Annotated in this window: 11 protein-coding genes; 4 read left to right on the plus strand and 7 right to left on the minus strand. The window is 49.9% G+C overall.

What is annotated here, in order from left to right:
* Positions 1–105 precede the first annotated feature (105 nt).
* Positions 106–735, plus strand: coding sequence for an endonuclease III (gene nth / locus HMPREF2696_RS05805; RefSeq protein ID WP_049323145.1), 630 nt, complete (start codon positions 106–108; stop codon positions 733–735).
* Positions 736–792: 57 nt separating this feature from the next.
* Here nth and putA read toward each other — a convergent pair whose 3' ends face one another.
* From putA to HMPREF2696_RS05825, 4 genes are all read right to left on the minus strand, one after another.
* Positions 793–4,398 (minus strand): bifunctional proline dehydrogenase/L-glutamate gamma-semialdehyde dehydrogenase PutA, encoded by a 3,606-nt coding sequence (gene putA / locus HMPREF2696_RS05810; RefSeq protein WP_070588074.1) that lies wholly within the window; start codon positions 4,396–4,398, stop codon positions 793–795.
* A gap of 223 nt (positions 4,399–4,621) precedes the next feature.
* Complete coding sequence (gene putP, locus HMPREF2696_RS05815; RefSeq protein WP_070588079.1) at positions 4,622–6,148, minus strand: sodium/proline symporter PutP; 1,527 nt, start codon at positions 6,146–6,148, stop codon at positions 4,622–4,624.
* 451 nt (positions 6,149–6,599) lie between these two features.
* Positions 6,600–7,394: a formate/nitrite transporter family protein gene (locus tag HMPREF2696_RS05820; protein WP_036493807.1), complete on the minus strand. Its 795-nt coding sequence runs from the start codon at positions 7,392–7,394 to the stop codon at positions 6,600–6,602.
* 198 nt (positions 7,395–7,592) lie between these two features.
* Positions 7,593–9,806, minus strand: a complete 2,214-nt coding sequence (locus tag HMPREF2696_RS05825; RefSeq protein ID WP_070588080.1) for a RelA/SpoT family protein — start codon at positions 9,804–9,806, stop codon at positions 7,593–7,595.
* Between the two features lie 87 nt (positions 9,807–9,893).
* Here HMPREF2696_RS05825 and HMPREF2696_RS05830 point away from each other — a divergent pair, with 87 nt between their 5' ends.
* Positions 9,894–10,604 (plus strand): GrxB family glutaredoxin, encoded by a 711-nt coding sequence (locus HMPREF2696_RS05830; protein ID WP_004520658.1) that lies wholly within the window; start codon positions 9,894–9,896, stop codon positions 10,602–10,604.
* 57 nt (positions 10,605–10,661) lie between these two features.
* Here HMPREF2696_RS05830 and HMPREF2696_RS05835 read toward each other — a convergent pair whose 3' ends face one another.
* Genes HMPREF2696_RS05835 through HMPREF2696_RS05845 form a run of 3 tightly spaced genes read right to left on the minus strand, consistent with a single transcriptional unit; the run spans position 10,662 to position 14,148 of the window.
* Positions 10,662–11,180, minus strand: a complete 519-nt coding sequence (locus HMPREF2696_RS05835; protein WP_004520659.1) for a PqiC family protein — start codon at positions 11,178–11,180, stop codon at positions 10,662–10,664.
* On the minus strand, positions 11,180–12,841 hold the full coding sequence (pqiB, locus tag HMPREF2696_RS05840) for an intermembrane transport protein PqiB (protein ID WP_049344638.1): 1,662 nt from the start codon (positions 12,839–12,841) through the stop codon (positions 11,180–11,182). Before pqiB ends, HMPREF2696_RS05835 begins: the two co-directional genes overlap by 1 nt.
* Positions 12,838–14,148 (minus strand): paraquat-inducible protein A, encoded by a 1,311-nt coding sequence (locus tag HMPREF2696_RS05845; RefSeq protein ID WP_079453990.1) that lies wholly within the window; start codon positions 14,146–14,148, stop codon positions 12,838–12,840. Before HMPREF2696_RS05845 ends, pqiB begins: the two co-directional genes overlap by 4 nt.
* A 404-nt stretch (positions 14,149–14,552) precedes the next feature.
* Here HMPREF2696_RS05845 and HMPREF2696_RS05850 point away from each other — a divergent pair, with 404 nt between their 5' ends.
* Together HMPREF2696_RS05850 and HMPREF2696_RS05855 are read left to right on the plus strand one after the other, a co-directional pair.
* Complete coding sequence (locus HMPREF2696_RS05850; protein WP_049329094.1) at positions 14,553–15,176, plus strand: biliverdin-producing heme oxygenase; 624 nt, start codon at positions 14,553–14,555, stop codon at positions 15,174–15,176.
* A 174-nt stretch (positions 15,177–15,350) separates the two neighbouring features.
* Entirely contained in the window at positions 15,351–17,723 is a 2,373-nt protein-coding gene (locus HMPREF2696_RS05855) for a TonB-dependent hemoglobin/transferrin/lactoferrin family receptor (RefSeq protein WP_070588082.1), read from the plus strand.
* Positions 17,724–17,747: the final 24 nt, after the last annotated feature.

Raw genomic sequence — 17,747 nt, forward strand, 5'->3', positions numbered from 1 at the left:
ACAAGGCCGTCTGAAAACAACTTCAGACGGCCTTGTTTACTTAAAGTAGCCGTATCAACATGATTTCACTATAATTGCTGCGCCAATAAAAAAATAATCCAAACAATGAACAAACAAATCCGCCAAGAAATTTTCGAGCGTTTCCGCGCTGCCAATCCTCATCCGACTACCGAGTTGAATTTCAGCTCGCCATTTGAGCTGCTTATCGCCGTTTTATTGTCTGCACAAGCAACTGATGTCGGCGTGAACAAAGCGACTGCCAAACTCTTTCCCGTTGCCAATACGCCGCAAGCTATGTTGGATTTGGGGCTGGACGGCGTGATGGAATACACCAAAACCATAGGCCTCTACAAAACCAAGTCCAAACACATCATGCAGACTTGCCGTATTTTGCTGGAGAAATATAACGGTGAAGTACCTGCCGACCGAGAGGCTTTGGAATCTTTGCCCGGTGTTGGCCGTAAAACAGCCAATGTGGTGTTGAATACTGCATTCGGGCAACCTGTTATGGCGGTCGATACCCATATTTTCCGTGTGGCCAACCGCACCAAAATCGCGCCGGGCAAGGATGTGCGTGAAGTTGAAGACAAGCTGATGCGCTTTATTCCCAAAGAATTTTTGATGGATGCCCATCACTGGTTGATTTTGCATGGCCGCTATACGTGTAAGGCTTTGAAACCGCAATGCAGCAAATGTTTGATTAACGATTTGTGCGAATATCCGGCAAAAATGTAAATAAAAAAACATAAAAAAGGCCGTCTGAATTTCAGACGGCCTTTGATTTGGCTACGATTAGTCGGCAACTGCCATCAGGCTGGCGTTACCACCGGCAGCGGTAGTATTGATACTGCAAGAGATTTCTTCAAATACTTGCAGGATATCCAGACCTTGTTCAGAAGGCAGGATGCGGATGAGCGCACCGTCGCGGCCGGCCAACTCTTGTTTGCGCTCGCTGCTCAAAGGCTCGATAGCGGCAACATGGCTGATGCCTGCGTTTTCGGGTTTGCTGTTGACTTGCAACAAACCGTCCAAATCGGCTGAGTAGGAAGCCAGTGGGCTGTTTGGCTCAACAACGGTTTGGATGCCTGCGGCTGCCAGCTCGGTCAGGGCAGAGAAGGCTTGCAGCAGATTGCCGCCATGTACCCAAACACGTTCTGGAGAGCGCCAGCTCAATGAGTTGCGTTCGCCGGTCGGGCCGACCAATACGGTTTCGGCTTTGCGCAGGGTACGGACGCGTGCGTGACCCAAAGCTGCGGCTGCGGCTTTTTTCTCTTCTGCGTTAAACGGCAGTTTGTGAACCAGGGTTTCCAAACGTTTGAGCGCGTCTTCGTCTGCTTGGCCGATTCGGCTGAGGGTTGGGGCAACCCATTCAGGAGTACGAACCAGGCGTTGCAGATAGAATGAACCGCCTGCTTTTGGACCGGTACCGGACAAGCCGTGACCGCCGAAAGGTTGTACGCCGACAACAGCACCAACGATGTTGCGGTTAACGTAGATGTTACCAGCTTCGATGCGGTCGCGGATATGGTCAACAGTGCCTTCGATACGGCTGTGTACACCGCTGGTCAGAGCATAGCCTTTGGCGTTGATTTGGTCAATGAGTTGATCCAATTCGCTGGCGCGGTAGCGGACAACGTGCAGTACAGGACCGAACACTTCGCGTTGCAACTCGTTCAGGTTATTCAATTCAAACAGGATTGGACGAACGAAGGTAGAGTTGTTGTCATCAACGTCGGCGGCAGTTTTGATTTCGTGGTAAGCCTTTGCTACGCCTTTCATTTTGTTGATGTGGGCCAACAGGTTTTGTTGGGCTTCAGCATCGATGACAGGGCCAATGTCTGTGGTCAGTTGGGTCGGTTTGCCGACAACCAATTCGTCCATTGCACCTTTGATGATGTTGACCATTTTATCGGCAACATCTTCTTGAACACACAAGATACGCAGGGCGGAACAACGTTGGCCCGCGCTGTCGAAGGCAGAATTCAATACGTCGAGGCAGACTTGTTCCGGCAGGGCGGTAGAGTCCACGATCATCGCGTTTTGACCGCCGGTCTCGGCAATCAGGACAGGGCTGTCGTCGCGTTTGGACAGGGCTTTGTTGATCAGGCGCGCTACTTCGGTAGAACCGGTAAAGATCACGCCGCCGATGCGGGCATCGCCGGTCAGGGCAGAGCCGACATCGCCTGCGCCGAGTACGAGTTGCAGTGCAGAAGTCGGAATACCGGCTTGATGCATCAGGGAAACGGCGTAAGTAGCAATCAGGCTGGTTTGTTCGGCAGGTTTGGCAATAACGGTGTTACCGGCTGCCAATGCAGAAACCACTTCGCCGGTAAAGATGGCCAATGGGAAGTTCCATGGACTGATGGCAACGATTGCGCCGACGGCTTTGGCATCTTTAGGCAGGGTGTTCTCAGCTTCGTTGGCATAGTAGCGGCAGAAGTCAACGGCTTCGCGTACTTCGGCAACGGCGTTGTTCAGGGTTTTACCGGCTTCGCGGACGGCCAGCATCATCAATGCAGGCGTGTGTTGTTCCAACAAATCGGCAAAACGGCGCAGGCAGTTGGCGCGTTCTGAAGCAGGTTTGGCGCTCCACTCAGGCAGGGCGGCAACGGCTGCACCAATAGCTTCTTGAGCCAATGCCGCATCGGCAAAGCTGACAGTGCCGACAACATCGTTGTGGTCTGCAGGGTTGCGGACGGGTTGCGCTTCGCCCACGTTACGCGCTTCGCCATTAACGATAGACGCGGCGTGGAAGTCATCGGAAGAAGCTTGGTTGAGTTTTTCTTGCAGGTTTTGCAATACGTTTTCGTTGCTGAAATCGACGCCTTGGGAGTTCAGACGGCCTTTGCCATACAAATCGCGCGGCAGAGGCAATGCCGGATGCAGGTGGATGCCTTGTTCGGCGATGGTGTCGAACGGGCTCTTAATCAGGCGGTCGATGCTGATGTTTTCGTCAACGATTTGGTTCACGAAAGAAGAGTTCGCCCCGTTTTCCAACAGACGGCGTACCAAGTAGGCAAGCAGGGTTTCGTGTGTGCCGACCGGGGCATACACGCGTACGCGACGGCCTAAGTTTTGCGGGCCGACCACTTGGTCGTACAGGGTTTCGCCCATGCCGTGCAGACATTGGTGTTCAAAGTCTTTGCCTTTACCCATTTGGTAGATTGCGCCCAAAGTGTAGGCGTTGTGGGTGGCAAATTGTGGGAACACGGCATCTTGCGCATCCAAGAGTTTGCGTGCGCAGGCGAGATAGGAGATGTCGGTATGGACTTTACGGGTGTAAGTCGGATAGCCTTCCATGCCGTCTACTTGAGCCCATTTCACTTCGCTGTCCCAGTATGCACCTTTAACCAAACGGATCATCAGTTTTTGGTTGTTGCGGCGTGCCAGGTCGATCAGATAGTCGATAACGAACGGGCAACGTTTTTGGTAGGCTTGAACAACGAAACCGATACCTTTGTAGCCGGCCAAGTCAGGATCGGAAACCAAAGCTTCCATCAAGTCCAAAGACAATTCGAGACGGTTGGCTTCTTCGGCATCGATGTTGATACCGATATCGTATTTTTTACCCAAAAGGAACAATTCTTTCAGGCGTGGCAACAATTCGCTCATAACGCGTTCGTGTTGGGCGCGTGAATAGCGTGGGTGGATGGCGGAAAGTTTAACGGAGATACCGTTGCCTTCGTAAACGCCTTGGCCTGCGGCATCTTTACCGATGGCGTGAATGGCTTGAACGTAGTCGTTGTAGTAGCGGTTGGCATCTTCTTCGGTGTATGCGGCTTCACCCAACATATCAAAAGAGAAGCGGTAACCCATTTTCTCGCGCTCTTTACCGTTTTGCAGCGCTTCTTCAATGGTTTGGCCGGTTACGAACTGTTTGCCCAACAGGCGCATGGCGTAGTTCACACCTTGACGGATCAGAGGTGCGCCACCTTTGCTGATCAGACGGCTTAATGCGGAACTCATCTGTTTGTCGTTTGTCGCGGTCAGTTTGCCGGTAATCAGCAGACCCCATGCAGCCGCGTTAACGAAGAGGGAAGGGCTATTGTTCAAGTGGCTTTTCCAGTTGCCTTCAGAGATTTTGTCGGCAATCAGGCGGTCACGGGTTGCATTATCCGGAATACGCAGCAGGGCTTCGGCCAGACACATCAGTGCAACACCTTCTTCACTGGAGAGAGAGAACTCGTGCATCAAGGCATCTACGCCGCTTGCTTTGGTGCGGCTGGAGCGGACTTGAGTAACCAAACGACGGGCAAGCTCGGAGGCGGCATTGCGTTCTTCGTCGGTCATCTGTGCACGTTGCAACATATCCTGAACGGCCTCGATTTCATCGCGGCGGTAGGCATCAGTTACAGCTTGACGCAGAGGAGTTTGTGTTGGAAAAGCGAAGTTAAACATTATTTATGTTCTCCAAAGGTTTTTTCATGGTTTCAGACGGCCTGAATTAAGACTGCTAAAACAAGCATTCTGAAGGATAGTAATATCGTAATAAAATTATGATGCGGATACAAGATGCATCCGCATAAATTGCTGTTTTTTCTGATAAGGCTCAGATTATTTTGAAACAGTTTATGTCGTAAAGACGGCCTGCACGGAATCATGCAGGCCGTCTGAAAACGTCTTATTTAGAGGCGCGGTATTCTGCGTCTGCTTTTTCGAAACGTTCTTGCAATTCGCGTGAAGGTTTTTTGTCGATCAGGGACACCAAAACAATCACGAGTGTGCAAATGATAAAGCCGGGGACGATTTCATAGACAGTAGCGAAACCTGTTTCTTGTGCGGCCAAAGCAGGTTTTTTGATCCACTCAGCCCAAACTACTACAGTCAGTGCACCTGCAATCATGCCGGAGAGTGCGCCGTAGGCAGTAATGCGTTTCCACAGTACAGACAGGATAACGACCGGGCCGAATGCGGCACCAAAGCCTGCCCATGCGTAAGCTACCAAGCCCAATACTTTGCTTTCAGGGTCAGAAGCAATCAGGATGGAAATCACGGCGATAGCCAATACCATTACGCGGCCAATCCATACCAATTCAGCTTGTTGGGCGTTTTTACGCAGGAAGCCTTTATAGAAGTCTTCGGTAATCGCGCTGGAGCAAACCAACAATTGGCAGGACAGGGTAGACATTACGGCGGCGAGAATCGCGCTCAAGATGATACCGGCAATCCAAGGGTTGAAGAGCAGGGTAGCCAAAGCGATGAAGATACGTTCGTGGTTGCCGTTCATTTCATCAACGTGGGCAGGGTTGGCGCCGAAGTAAGCGATACCGAAGTAGCCGACAGCCACGGCACCGGCCATACACAGAACCATCCAGGTCATACCGATACGGCGTGCAGAAACCAGAGATTTAGCGCTTTCGGCAGCCATGAAACGGGCCAAAATGTGTGGTTGGCCGAAATAGCCCAAGCCCCAAGCGGCGGTAGAGATAATGCCGATAAAAGTAGTACCGGCAAACAGGCTGCCGTATTCTTTACCGGTAGAAGCGGCAACTTGTTGGATGGCAGCGTTCATTTGATCAGCACCGCCCAAACCCAAGTACACCATTACAGGAGTCAGTACCAATGCAAAAATCATCAAAGAAGCTTGCAGGGTATCGGTCCAGCTTACTGCCAAGAAACCGCCCAAGAAAGTGTAGGCGATGGTTGCGCCGGCACCCAACCACATGGCTTGAGTGTAAGACATACCGTGGAACAGGCTTTGGAACAGGGTAGCACCGGCTACGATGCCTGAAGCACAGTAAATAGTGAAGAAGAACAAGATAATCAGTGCAGAAACCACTTTCATCAAGTGACCGCCGGCACCGAAGCGGTGGAAGAAGTAATCAGGAAGCGTCAGCGCGTTGTTGGCGTATTCGGTATGTACGCGCAGACGGCCTGCAACCAACAGCCAGTTGAGGTATGCACCCACAATCAGACCAATGGCAATCCAAGCTTCATTCAAACCGCTCAGGTAAATGGCACCGGGCAAACCCATCAAAAGCCAACCTGACATATCGGAAGCACCGGCAGACATCGCGGTCACGAACGGACCTAAGCTGCGGCCGCCGAGAATGTAGTCGTCGAAGTTTCGTGTTGAAAAATAGGCGGCGAGGCCGATCAGTAATACGGCGACCAAATAGATCGCGAAAGTGATATACATGGGATTCATGTACTTATTCCTCATCTAACTTTTAAAACGGGTTTGAAATTGCAAGCAATTCATACCCAAACTTTTTTCTAATAAAAATACAGCTTAAAAATCCTGTTTTTTGCGAGAGAGACAGGATAAATTATTTTCAAATACAATAAAATACGAAATCTTAATGCATTAAATTGTAAATAATTTAAACCAGCATACCGCAAAAAGTCGCTTTTGCAAAGCGAAGAACTCAGCCTTTATTCGAAATTGATGCCGCCTTTTGGCTAAGTCATTTAAAAACATAAAAATATATAAATTTTTACTGATGATGACGAAGGAAAGTGTGTGAAACTATCTTTCCTGATGTTTTTTGGGGATTAAAGAGAAAAAGTAATTAAACGACTTGGATTTTCAGACGGCCCTGTGCAGAAACCCCGTATCTGTGTCGGGCAGATACGGGTTTTTTAGAAAAAAGATTACATTAAATAGAAAAATCGTCTTTTAGTAAGTGTTTGTAAGCAAAGAGATAAGAGGCTGCGACAAAGGATGACCCGCCCAGGACGTTGCCTAAGAAAACGGGAATCATGTTGTAGAAAAATTGACCCCAGCTGACATTTGCGCCCGCCCAAATACCGGCCGGAATGATGAACATATTGGCAACAAAGTGTTGGAAACCGATTAATACGAAGATCATAACAGGGAACCACATGGCTAAGATTCGTCCTGAAGTATGGCGTGCACCGAAGTAAAACCAGATGCCCATACACACCATCCAGTTACATGCGATGGCAGAAACGAATGCGCGGCCGAAGTCCATATTGACTTTAGCTTCGGCAATGGCAATGGTTTTCGCTGTGGCTGGCCCTTCGGCAAGGCCGACGTAGTGGCCGAGAAAATAGGCCATGGCAACGGCGCCTGCCAGATTGCCCAAGCTGACAATCAGCCAGTTGCGCACCAGTTTGTGGGTGCTGACGCGGCCGGTCAATCTGCCCAAAGCCATAATCATCATATTGCCTGTTGCCAACTCGCCGCCGCCGATTAAGATACAAATCAGTGCGATAGGGAACACGGATGCGCCCAAAAGGGCGGCCAGGCCGTTCCATTCGGCTGGAATGCCGCTGATGACGCGCAGGCAGGCAAGATAGCCGAAGCCGACATAACCGCCGCCTAAGAAACTCAAAATCACCAACATTTTGATGCTGAATTCAGATTTGGCGCAACTCTTGCCGATGGCGTCCTGCAAAATTTCATGAGGGAACAGGTCTCGTGTATCCATGAAGTTTCCTTAAGGTTAATATAAGAATAAAAATATCTTTCTTTATCATGCGGATGGCGAGTTTGCCTGAGAATATGGCGGACAGGAAATAACGGCTGATTGTAAGGATAGAAGCGTAGGTTATATATTGGCAGCCGATGTGTGAAAGGCCGTCTGAAAGCAATACTTTTAGACGGCCTTTAGATGGGGGAATGGGAATTATAAGCGCGTTACGCTTAAAACGCCTTTGATGTCGCCCAAGCTGGCTAATACGCGCGGCAGGTCGTTGACTTGGCGGACTTCAAGGGTAAAGCGCATACTGGCTTCCAAATCGCGCGATTGGGTTTGCACCGCGGTAACGTTGAGTTTATGACGTGCCAGCGCATCCGAAACGTCGCGCAGCAAACCGGAGCGGTCTTGAGCGCGGATTTCAACATCGACGGCAAACACTTGTCCTTCTTGCAAGGCTGCCCAGCTTGCATTCAACACTTTTTCAGGAGACTGTTCGGCAAGGTGGCGGAAAGAAGGGCAGGTGTTGCGGTGGACGGAAATGCCCCGGTCGCGCGTAACGAAACCAATAATGTCGTCCGGAGGTGCCGGTTTGCAGCATTTGGCAAGCGTGGTCATCAGGCCGTCTTCGCCGTCAATCAAAATGCCGTTTTTGCCGCCTTTTTTGATTTTAGACTGCTTGACGATATTGGTTTCATCAATCGGCACAGGAGGCGGGTCATTCAGCGCGCCGCAGGCTTTGTGGATGGCGCGGTTGGAAACTTCGCCCTGACCGATGGCCGTATAGAGTTCGTCGGTTTTTTTGAAGCCGAGCTTTTCCGCCAATGCTTGCAGATTGGGTTTGGGGAAGATTTTTGACAACTGTTTGTCCAACTGGGCGCGGCCTTCTTCGCGCACGGTATCTGCATTTTGCTGGCGGATATAGGCACGGATTTTACTGATGGCGCGGTTGGATTTGACCCAGCCTTCGTAGAGCCAGTTGACGGAAGGGTTCCCCTCTTTGGCGGTAATGATTTCAACGCGTTGACCGTTTTCCAACGGCGTTGACAGTGGTACGATTTGTCCTTCGACTTTTGCGCCGCGACAACGGTCGCCCACGCTGCTGTGCAGGGCATAGGCAAAGTCGATGGGGGTAGCACCCGTAGGCAGGGAGAGGACTTTGCCGTGCGGAGTCAAAACGTAAATTGTATCGTTGAACAGCTCGGTTTTAAAGGCGGCGGCAAGGTCTTCTTTGCCGCTTTCGGCCATGTTTTCACGCCAGTCTAAGAGTTGGCGCAACCAAGCGATTTTCTGCTCGTAGGCGGAATCGCCCTTGCCGCCTTCTTTATAACGCCAGTGGGCGGCAACACCGAATTCGTTGAATTGGTGCATGTCGAAGGTGCGGATTTGGACTTCCACACCTTTGTCTTCCGGGCCGACGATGACAGTGTGCAAACTTTTATAGCCGTTGCCTTTTGGGTTGGCGATATAGTCGTCGAACTCGCCCGGAATCGGCTGCCAGAGGCTGTGGACAATGCCCAAGGTGGTGTAACACTCGGGAATGGTGTCCACCAAAATCCGTACGGCACGGATGTCGAACAGGCCGTCGAAAGTGAGCTTTTTCTTCACCATTTTTTTGTAAATGGAGTAGATGTGCTTCGGTCTTCCGGCAACTTCAAAATGAATATTGTATTTTTTCAGTTCCGTACGCAGGATATTGAGGAAGTTTTCGATGTATTCGAGGCGCTCGGTGCGTTTTTCGTCCAAAAGTAGGGCGATTTCGCGGTATTTTTCCGGCTCTTGATGACGGAAGCCCAAGTCTTCGAGCTGCCATTTGAGTTGCCACACGCCCAGGCGGTTGGCGAGCGGGGCAAAAATGTCGAGGGTTTCTTTGGCAACGGCGCGCTTTTCAGGATTGTCAGGAACGTTGCTTAAAAATTGCAGGGTGCGCGTACGCATCGCCAGTTTGATCAGGACGACGCGGATGTCGGTAACCATCGCCAACAGCATTTTACGCATGGTTTCGGCCTGTTGGCTGCGTTCTTCCGGCGTGGCAAGGCTATCCACGCGGGCGAATTGGGTCAGTTTCTGCACTTCGTCCACACCTTTGACCAGCTCGCAAACGGTGCTGTTGCAGCGTTCGGTAACCAATTCTTGCCAAGTGGGAACGTATTTGCCGATGTCGGACAAAATCGTAGCCGCCACGGCATCAGGCAAGAGGTCGAGTTCGCTGACGATTTGCATCGAGCCGAGAAAATGTTCCATTAATGGCTCGCCGTAAGTCGTTAGGGCATCGGCGGGGTAATGTTCTTTAGCTAAGTCAAAGGCCGTCTGAATCAGGTTTTTATCGGAATCGGGCAGCGCGGCAACATAGCCGTCGAACCAAGCGAGGAGGCCTTCCAGCGTTGCACTCGATGTTTGGGGCGTTTGGCGAATAGTGGTCATGGCGTGCGTTTTTTCTTTTTGATAAAAACGTTGCCATTGTAACAGTTTATTGCCGACAGCCCTAGATTTGTATGCGAATGTGGCACTATGTTTCAGGAAGCCTTGTTTCAGACGGCCTTGGGTGTTATGGTTAACCGTTTTGAAATTTTAAGGAGTATTTCGATGAAACTGTATATTTACGACCATTGCCCGTTTTGCGTTCGTGCAAGGATGATTTTCGGCTTGCGCGATGTGGCGGTGGAGGAAGTTGTCTTGGCTAACGATGACGAAACTACACCGATTGGCATGATTGGCTCAAAACAAGTGCCGATTCTGCAAAAAGAAGACGGTTCGTTTATGGGCGAGAGTTTGGATATTGTCCGTTACATCGATCAAGGCCGTCTGAAAGAAGAAGTTCGTCCAGAAGTACAGGCTTGGTTGGACAAAGTGGGTGAATACAATAACAAACTGGTACAGCCGCGCATGGTCAAAATTGGTTTGCCCGAATTTGAGACCGATGAAGCGAAAAAATACTTTATCGACAAAAAAGAGAAAAGTATCGGCAATTTCGAGACTAATCTGAATAAAACGGCACAATATCTGGAGCGTCTGCATCAAGACTTGGCAGAGCTGGAAGCGCTGGTGTGCGAAGGCGAAGGCTTGGGCGGTGAAATCAGTTTGGAAGATATCCTGACGTTCCCTATTTTGCGCAACCTGACCGTTGTGCGTGGTATCCAATGGCCGCAGAAATTGATGGATTATTTGTTGGCGATGAGCGAACGTTCCGGCGTGGCTTTGTATTTTGACCGCGCGTTGTGATGAATGTTTGAAACATAAAAAAGGCCGTCTGAAAGTTTTTTCAGACGGCCTTTGGGTTTAATAGGCAATCGTATCGGCAACCTGTGACAAACCGTTTTCCAACGATTCGAGCATGGCGGTATAGCCGTCGCCTTGTTGCGGCGTGATGGCGTTAAACGGTTTGCTGCGTCCGTCCGGCCATTGTGCATAACCGCTGATGGTGGTCTGCCCCTGATAGCTGCCTTGGAAGGCTTCGATATAGACTTTCAGGGTTTGGCTGCTTTGGCTACGTGAAGCAGGCACAAAGGTGCGATGCGGATTGAGGCGGTTGAGCTTGTTGCTGAGGTTTGCCGCCAATGCACCATCGAGCGGAGCCGCCCAAAGGTGGTTTTTCGCCAGATTCACATGATAGGCATCGGTTTGGTAAACGAGGCCGCCGTTGGCAAGCGGTTCGGCAAGGTTGACTTTGACCGCGATTTCGTTGCCTTGTGCAGCCGGACGGATGTACTGGCTGTCGGGTAGGACGAAATATTGTGTGCTTTGCGCAGTGCCGCAGGCGGCAAGCGTCAGGGCGGCGGCAATCGGGAAGAGGCGCATTATCGGCTTCCTTTCGGGATAGGGTCTTTGCTGCTGCTGTTAAAAATCAGCGCGTTGGGTTTTTCTTTCAAAGTATTAATCACGGGTTGAACGTCTTTTAAGGTTTTGTCCAAACTTTGCAGCGTATTTTGTACGTCGCCGTAGATAGGCGATTGAGGCGATACGCCTTGCAGGGTTTGACGCAACTCTTTCAGGGTTTGGTTCAACTCGTTCGGAATGTTTTGTGTCTGCGGTTTGCTGACCAGTTTGTCGATAGAGCTTAGGGCGGCATTGGCAGATTTGAGTGTGGACTTGAGTTCGGCAAGCGAACCGTTCAAGCCGGCAACGGTTTTATCCAATGGCAGATTGTTGAACTTATCTAACAAGTCGGCCACTTTTGCCTGCAAATCGTCCAAACCGCCGCCTTGGGTTGCGATAACGGTATCGCCTGCATAAACGGTATGCGGTCGCAGCTTAGGCGAGGCGGAAGGCTGATCGTTCAACTCAATCATTTTGCTGCCGGTCAGCAGGTTGTTACTGGAGATGGTGGCGGTCAGGCCTTTGTTTAGGGCCGTCTGAAATTGTTGTTTCCAATGTTCTTTACTTTGCTCGTCGGCATTGATTTCCAAACGGGAAGGCTCGATGCGGATACGCACGGGAATCCAACCGTTTTCAAATAAGTGCAGGCTGTCATTGCGGTCGAAATAAGGGACATCGGAAACCACGCCGACATTCAGGCCTTTGTATTCGACAGGCGAACCGGCAGTCAGGCCGCGTACGGATTGTTTGAAGAATGCAGTGTAATACAGCGAGCGGTCGTCAGGCAGATTGGCCACTTCGCTGCGGCTGTCATAAAGCGTGAAGCTGTCTTCGCTTTTGACGTTTTTGCTGTCGCTTGTTTTAGGCGAGTCAAAGGAAATCGCACCGGACAGCAGGGCAGGCAGAGGGGCGGAGTTAAGTTTGACACCGCTGCCTGTGGTTTCGATATTGATGCCACTTTCCAGCCAAAAACGGCTGGCGGAATTAATCAGTTTGTCGTTGGGGCTTTGGATGAAAATGGTGTAATGCACGCTTTGGTCGGACGGGTCGAAATGCGCGCTTTCTACTTGGCCGACCATAAAATTTTCATACAAAACCGGGCTGCTGACGTTGAGGATGCGGTCGTTTTTGCCGATCAAATTCAGGCGCAGGCCGCTTTGACCGATGGCGGCAATCGGTGGAATGTCTTGGACGACAAATACATCTTTGGTTTCTTGGCTTTTGCCTGGTGTGAATGCGATATATGAGCCGGAAAGTAAGGTTCCCAAGCCGGTAACGCCGCTTTGGTCGATACGTGGTTTGACCACCCAAAATTGGGTATCGCTGCGGATAAGGTCTTTGGCATCGGCGCTGAGCTGTGCAGTGACTTCCACGCCTTTTTGGTCGTCGCGCAATTTGATGCGGGTAACGTGTCCGACATCGACGTTCAACACTTTAATAATGGTGTTGTTGACTTCGATGCCTTCGGCACTGTCCATCAACAGCGTAACGACAGGGCCGCGGTTGCGGATGTCTTTAACCAAAAGCCAGCCGCCGGCAATCAGCGCAATCAGCGGAATCAGCCACACGATAGACGTGAAGACATTGGTTTTCTTGACACGCGCCGGGGCGTGATAATTGGGTGAAGAATCGTGTTTTTTCATTGTTTTAAGGTCTGCTCAGAATCAAGGCCGTCTGAAAGCTGCTGTTGCTTGTCCCAAATCAGACGGGGATCGAAATAATAGGCCGAAAGCATGGTCAAAATAACAACCAGGCAGAAGTAAATCGCCGCACCACCCGGCACGACGCGCGCCATATTGGTGTGGAACGAACTCATCAAAATAATAATCACAAAAATATCAATCATCGACCAGCGGCCGATGGATTCGGTGATCCGATACAAAACCGACATCTTTTCCGCGCTCATCACGGGTTTGAAGTATGCGGAATAAATCAAAACCGCCATCGCAATAATCTTCAAAACCGGCACCATAATACTGGCACTAAAGATAATCACGGCAATCAACCGATCGCCATCGTCCCACATATAAACAATGCCGTTGAAAATCGTGTTGATCTCCAAAGCCGTCGGATTGGACGAAATCATAATCGGCAGGATGTTGGCAGGGAAATACAGGATAAACGCCGCCATTAAAAACGCCAGCGAAATGCTCAGACTTTTCGGGCGGCGGCGGTATAAGTCTGCACCGCATACGCCGCAAGGTTGCTCGTTTTTATTGCGGAAATACAGGCAGCGGCTGCAACAGATTTTGTCTTCAGTGGCCGTCTGAACCGCATGGCCGCCGGTTAAACGGTGAATCTTATAATAAACCCAATGCTGCGGAATCGATACCGAAGTCCGAATCAGCATGACCGACAACGGAAACATCAGGTAAAACGCCGAGCCGAACTCTACTGTAGCAACGGACGAGAGCTTGATATACGCCACCAAAGTGGAAATGAAAAACACATCCACCATGATCCAATGACGTAACCGCACCAATACACGCGTTGCAAAGCGCAGCGCAGGGTAGGCCTTTTCGCGTATCAAAGCCGTATAAACATAAAGGCAGAGCAGCAGAAACAGTAAGGGCGCGCCGAAGGTGAGGATAAACATCACTTCCGCCAGAAAACCGTAATCCAGCGAAATCAAAAGCCGCATCATTTGCGGCAACGACAAAATCGATGTTACGCCGAACAAATCCACGCGGATATACACCATATTGTACGCGAACGCCATCAGAATCAAGGTTGTCAGCGCATAGGCAATCGGCGCGATATACGGATTGTTTTCCACCTCCACAATTTCATGGTTGCACACCGGACAATGCGCTTCCTGTCCCTGACGCAGGCGCGGAATATCCATACGGCAGCCGCAATCCGGGCATTCCACCGTATGTGCAGGCAGCGTCGCATCAGGAAGATAAGACTTGTAGCGCCACCAGCGATGGTAGGCAGGAATCCGTTTCATGGTTCGGCAGGGGATAAAGAAGGTGCAAAGAATGTCGCATTATAAAGGAAAACAGAAGGATAGCCCAAATTTAGGTCGATATTTGATTGAATGGCGGCTGCTTAATAAGGTTTGGGCCGTCTGAAAAGTTTGAAAAGGGTTTAGAAGGTTATTGCTATGGGCTGTTAAATTTTATTAATAGGTCTTAGTTTGGTTTATTGTTATTATATTAAAAATAATATATATTCTCAATATTTAAAAACACGATGAGTCTTGTAGATCTGTGGAAGGTACGCGGTCAACGAATCTGAAGCAGGTTAAAAATTATCTTCTTTGTTTTTAAAACGATTCTTTTCAAATTAGACGGTATTTTTAACTATAAAGGCCGTCTGAAACCATTAGTCTCTTAATTCAAAGGAAACATCATGAGTGAAACACAAGAGCTGACTTTCGCCAAACGCTTGAAAGAGCAAACCACGACAACGCACGACAGCGTTGATAACTTGGTTATGTCCGTTCAGCCTTTTTCCAGCAAAGAAAACTACATCAAATTCTTGAAACTTCAATCTGTTTTCCATAAGGCCGTCGATCACATCTATAAAGATGCCGAATTGAACAAAGCCATTCCAGAGCTTGAATACATGGCGCGTTACGATGCCGTGACTCAAGACTTGAAAGACTTGGGCGAAGAGCCTTACAAATTTGACAAAGAATTGCCACACGAAACCGGTAATAAAGCCATCGGCTGGCTGTATTGCGCCGAAGGTTCTAATTTGGGCGCGGCATTCTTGTTCAAACACGCTCAAAAACTCGAATACACCGGCGAATTTGGCGCACGCCACCTGGCTCCTCATCCGAACGGCCGCGGCAAACACTGGCGCGCTTTTGTCGAGCATCTGAATGCTTTGAACTTGACTCCGGAAGCTGAAGCGGAAGCCATTCAAGGCGCGCGCGAAGCTTTTGAATTCTATAAAGTGATTCTGCGTGAAACCTTCGGTTTACCGGAAGGTGCGGAAGCACCTGAAGGTATGACACCGCACAGACTCTAAAAAATAATTAAATCAAACAGACAAGGTCTCGGCGTAGATGTTTGCAGAGACCTTTAATTACACTACAAAGTTTTGTTTGAACGGGTTGCTGTCTTATTAATCATTAATGATTATCAGAAATTTTTTATGCATTAACTGATGGATGAACAATCCATTACATCTTGAGTTGATAATATGAAACCATTACAAATGCTCCCTATTGCCGCGCTGGTCGGCAGTATTTTCGGCAATTCAGTCTTGGCAGCGGATGAAGCTGCAACCGAAACCACACCCGTTAAAGCAGAAATAAAAGAAGTCCGCGTTAAAGGCCAGCGCAATGCGCCTGCGGCCGTGGAACGTGTCAACCTTGGCCGTATCCAACAAGAAATGGTACGTGACAACAAAGACTTGGTACGTTATTCCACCGACGTTGGCTTGAGCGACAGTGGCCGCCATCAAAAAGGCTTTGCCGTACGCGGCGTGGAAGGCAACCGTGTCGGCGTCAGCATTGACGGTGTAAACCTGCCTGATTCCGAAGAAAACTCGCTGTATGCCCGTTATGGCAACTTCAACAGCTCGCGTCTGTCTATCGACCCCGAACTCGTGCGCAACATCGAAATCGTGAAGGGCGCAGACTCTTTCAATACCGGTAGCGGTGCATTGGGTGGCGGCGTGAATTACCAAACCCTGCAAGGTCATGATTTGCTGTTGCCTGAGCGTCAGTTCGGCGTGATGATGAAAAACGGTTACAGCAGCCGCAACCGCGAATGGACAAATACACTCGGTTTCGGCGTGAGCAACGACCGCGTGGATGCTGCTTTGCTGTATTCGCAACGTCGCGGTCATGAGACTGAAAGCGCGGGCGAGCGTGGTTATCCGGTAGAGGGCGCCGGCAGCGGAGCGAATATCCGTGGTTCTGCGCGCGGTATTCCTGACCCGTCCAAACATAAATACCACAGCTTCTTGGGTAAGATTGCTTATCAAATCAACGACAACCATCGTATCGGCGCATCTCTCAACGGTCAGCAAGGCCACAATTACACGATCGAAGAGTCTTATAACCTGACCGCTTCTTCTTGGCGCGAAGCCGATGACGTAAACAGACGGCGCAATGCCAACCTGTTTTACGAGTGGACGCCCGATTCGAATTGGTTGTCGTTGTTGAAAGCGGACTTCGATTATCAGAAAACCAAAGTAGCGGCGGTTAACAACAAAGGCTCGTTCCCGATGGATTATTCTACCTGGACGCGCAACTATAATCAGAAGGATTTGGACGAAATCTACAACCGCAGCATGGATACAACCTTCAAACGCATTACATTGCGTATGGACAGCCAACCGTTGCAAATGGGCGGCCAACATCGCTTGTCGTTTAAAACTTTCGCCAGCCAGCGTGAGTTTGAAAACTTAAACCGCGACGACTACTACTTCAGCGGCCGTATTTTACGCACGTCCAGCACGATTCAGCATCCAGTGAAAACCAACAACTACGGTTTCTCGCTGTCTGACCAAATCCAATGGAACGACGTGTTCAGCAGCCGTGCAGGTATCCGTTACGACTACACCAAAATGACGCCGCAGCAACTGAATGCCGAGTGTCATGCTTGTGACAAAACACCACCTGCAGCCAACACTTATAAAGGCTGGAGCGGTTTTGTCGGCTTGGCTGCACAGCTGAGTCAGACATGGCGTTTGGGTTACGATGTAACTTCCGGTTTCCGCGTGCCGAATGCGTCTGAAGTGTATTTCACTTACAACCACGGCTCAGGTACCTGGTTGCCTAATCCGAACCTGAAAGCCGAGCGCAGCACCACCCATACCCTTTCTCTGCAAGGCCGCAGCGAAAAAGGTACTTTGGATGCCAACCTGTATCAAAGCAATTACCGCAACTTCTTGTCTGAAGAGCAGAAGCTGACCACCAGCGGCGATGTCGGCTGTACTCAGATGAATTACTACTATGGTATTTGTAGCAATCCTTATTCCGAAAAACTGGAATGGCAGATGCAAAATATCGACAAGGCCCGAATCCGTGGTCTTGAGCTGACAGGCCGTCTGAATTTAGGTCAAGTGGTTTCTTTTGTACCTGAAGGCTGGAAATTGTTTGGTTCTGTCGGTTACGCGAAGAGCAAACTGTCAGGCAACAACAGCCTGCTGTCCACTCAGCCTCTGAAAGTGATTGCCGGTGTCGACTATGAAAGCCCAAGCGAAAAATGGGGTGTATTCTCCCGCCTGACTTATTTGGGTGCGAAAAAAGCTAAAGATGCGCAGTACACCGTGTTTGAAAACACCGGTTGGGGTACGCCTTTGCAAGAAAAAGTAGTAGATTATCCATGGCTGAACAAATCGGCTTATGTGTTTGATATGTACGGCTTCTACAAACCGGCTAAAAACCTGACTTTGCGTGCCGGTGTGTACAATATGTTCAACCGCAAATACACCACTTGGGACTCCCTGCGCGGCCTGTACAGCTACAGCACCACCAACGGGGTTGACCGCGATGGCAAAGGCTTAGACCGCTACCGCGCCCCAGGCCGCAATTACGCTGTATCGCTGGAATGGAAATTCTAAGCAGTTAACGGATAGCTAAAGGCC

Origin of the sequence: Neisseria sp. HMSC058F07 (genome assembly GCF_001810035.1) — a bacterium.
Taxonomy (GTDB): Bacteria; Pseudomonadota; Gammaproteobacteria; order Burkholderiales; family Neisseriaceae; genus Neisseria; species Neisseria perflava.

Bases quoted from the DNA above. Each gene is read 5' to 3' on its own strand.
- HMPREF2696_RS05835 (WP_004520659.1), bottom strand. From the start codon at position 11,180: ATGCGCCTCTTCCCGATTGCCGCCGCCCTGACGCTTGCCGCCTGCGGC.
- putP (WP_070588079.1), bottom strand. From the start codon at position 6,148: ATGAATCCCATGTATATCACTTTCGCGATCTATTTGGTCGCCGTATTA.
- nth (WP_049323145.1), top strand. From the start codon at position 106: ATGAACAAACAAATCCGCCAAGAAATTTTCGAGCGTTTCCGCGCTGCC.
- HMPREF2696_RS05850 (WP_049329094.1), top strand. From the start codon at position 14,553: ATGAGTGAAACACAAGAGCTGACTTTCGCCAAACGCTTGAAAGAGCAA.
- putA (WP_070588074.1), bottom strand. From the start codon at position 4,398: ATGTTTAACTTCGCTTTTCCAACACAAACTCCTCTGCGTCAAGCTGTA.
- HMPREF2696_RS05825 (WP_070588080.1), bottom strand. From the start codon at position 9,806: ATGACCACTATTCGCCAAACGCCCCAAACATCGAGTGCAACGCTGGAA.
- pqiB (WP_049344638.1), bottom strand. From the start codon at position 12,841: ATGAAAAAACACGATTCTTCACCCAATTATCACGCCCCGGCGCGTGTC.
- HMPREF2696_RS05830 (WP_004520658.1), top strand. From the start codon at position 9,894: ATGTTTCAGGAAGCCTTGTTTCAGACGGCCTTGGGTGTTATGGTTAAC.
- HMPREF2696_RS05820 (WP_036493807.1), bottom strand. From the start codon at position 7,394: ATGGATACACGAGACCTGTTCCCTCATGAAATTTTGCAGGACGCCATC.
- HMPREF2696_RS05855 (WP_070588082.1), top strand. From the start codon at position 15,351: ATGAAACCATTACAAATGCTCCCTATTGCCGCGCTGGTCGGCAGTATT.
- HMPREF2696_RS05845 (WP_079453990.1), bottom strand. From the start codon at position 14,148: ATGAAACGGATTCCTGCCTACCATCGCTGGTGGCGCTACAAGTCTTAT.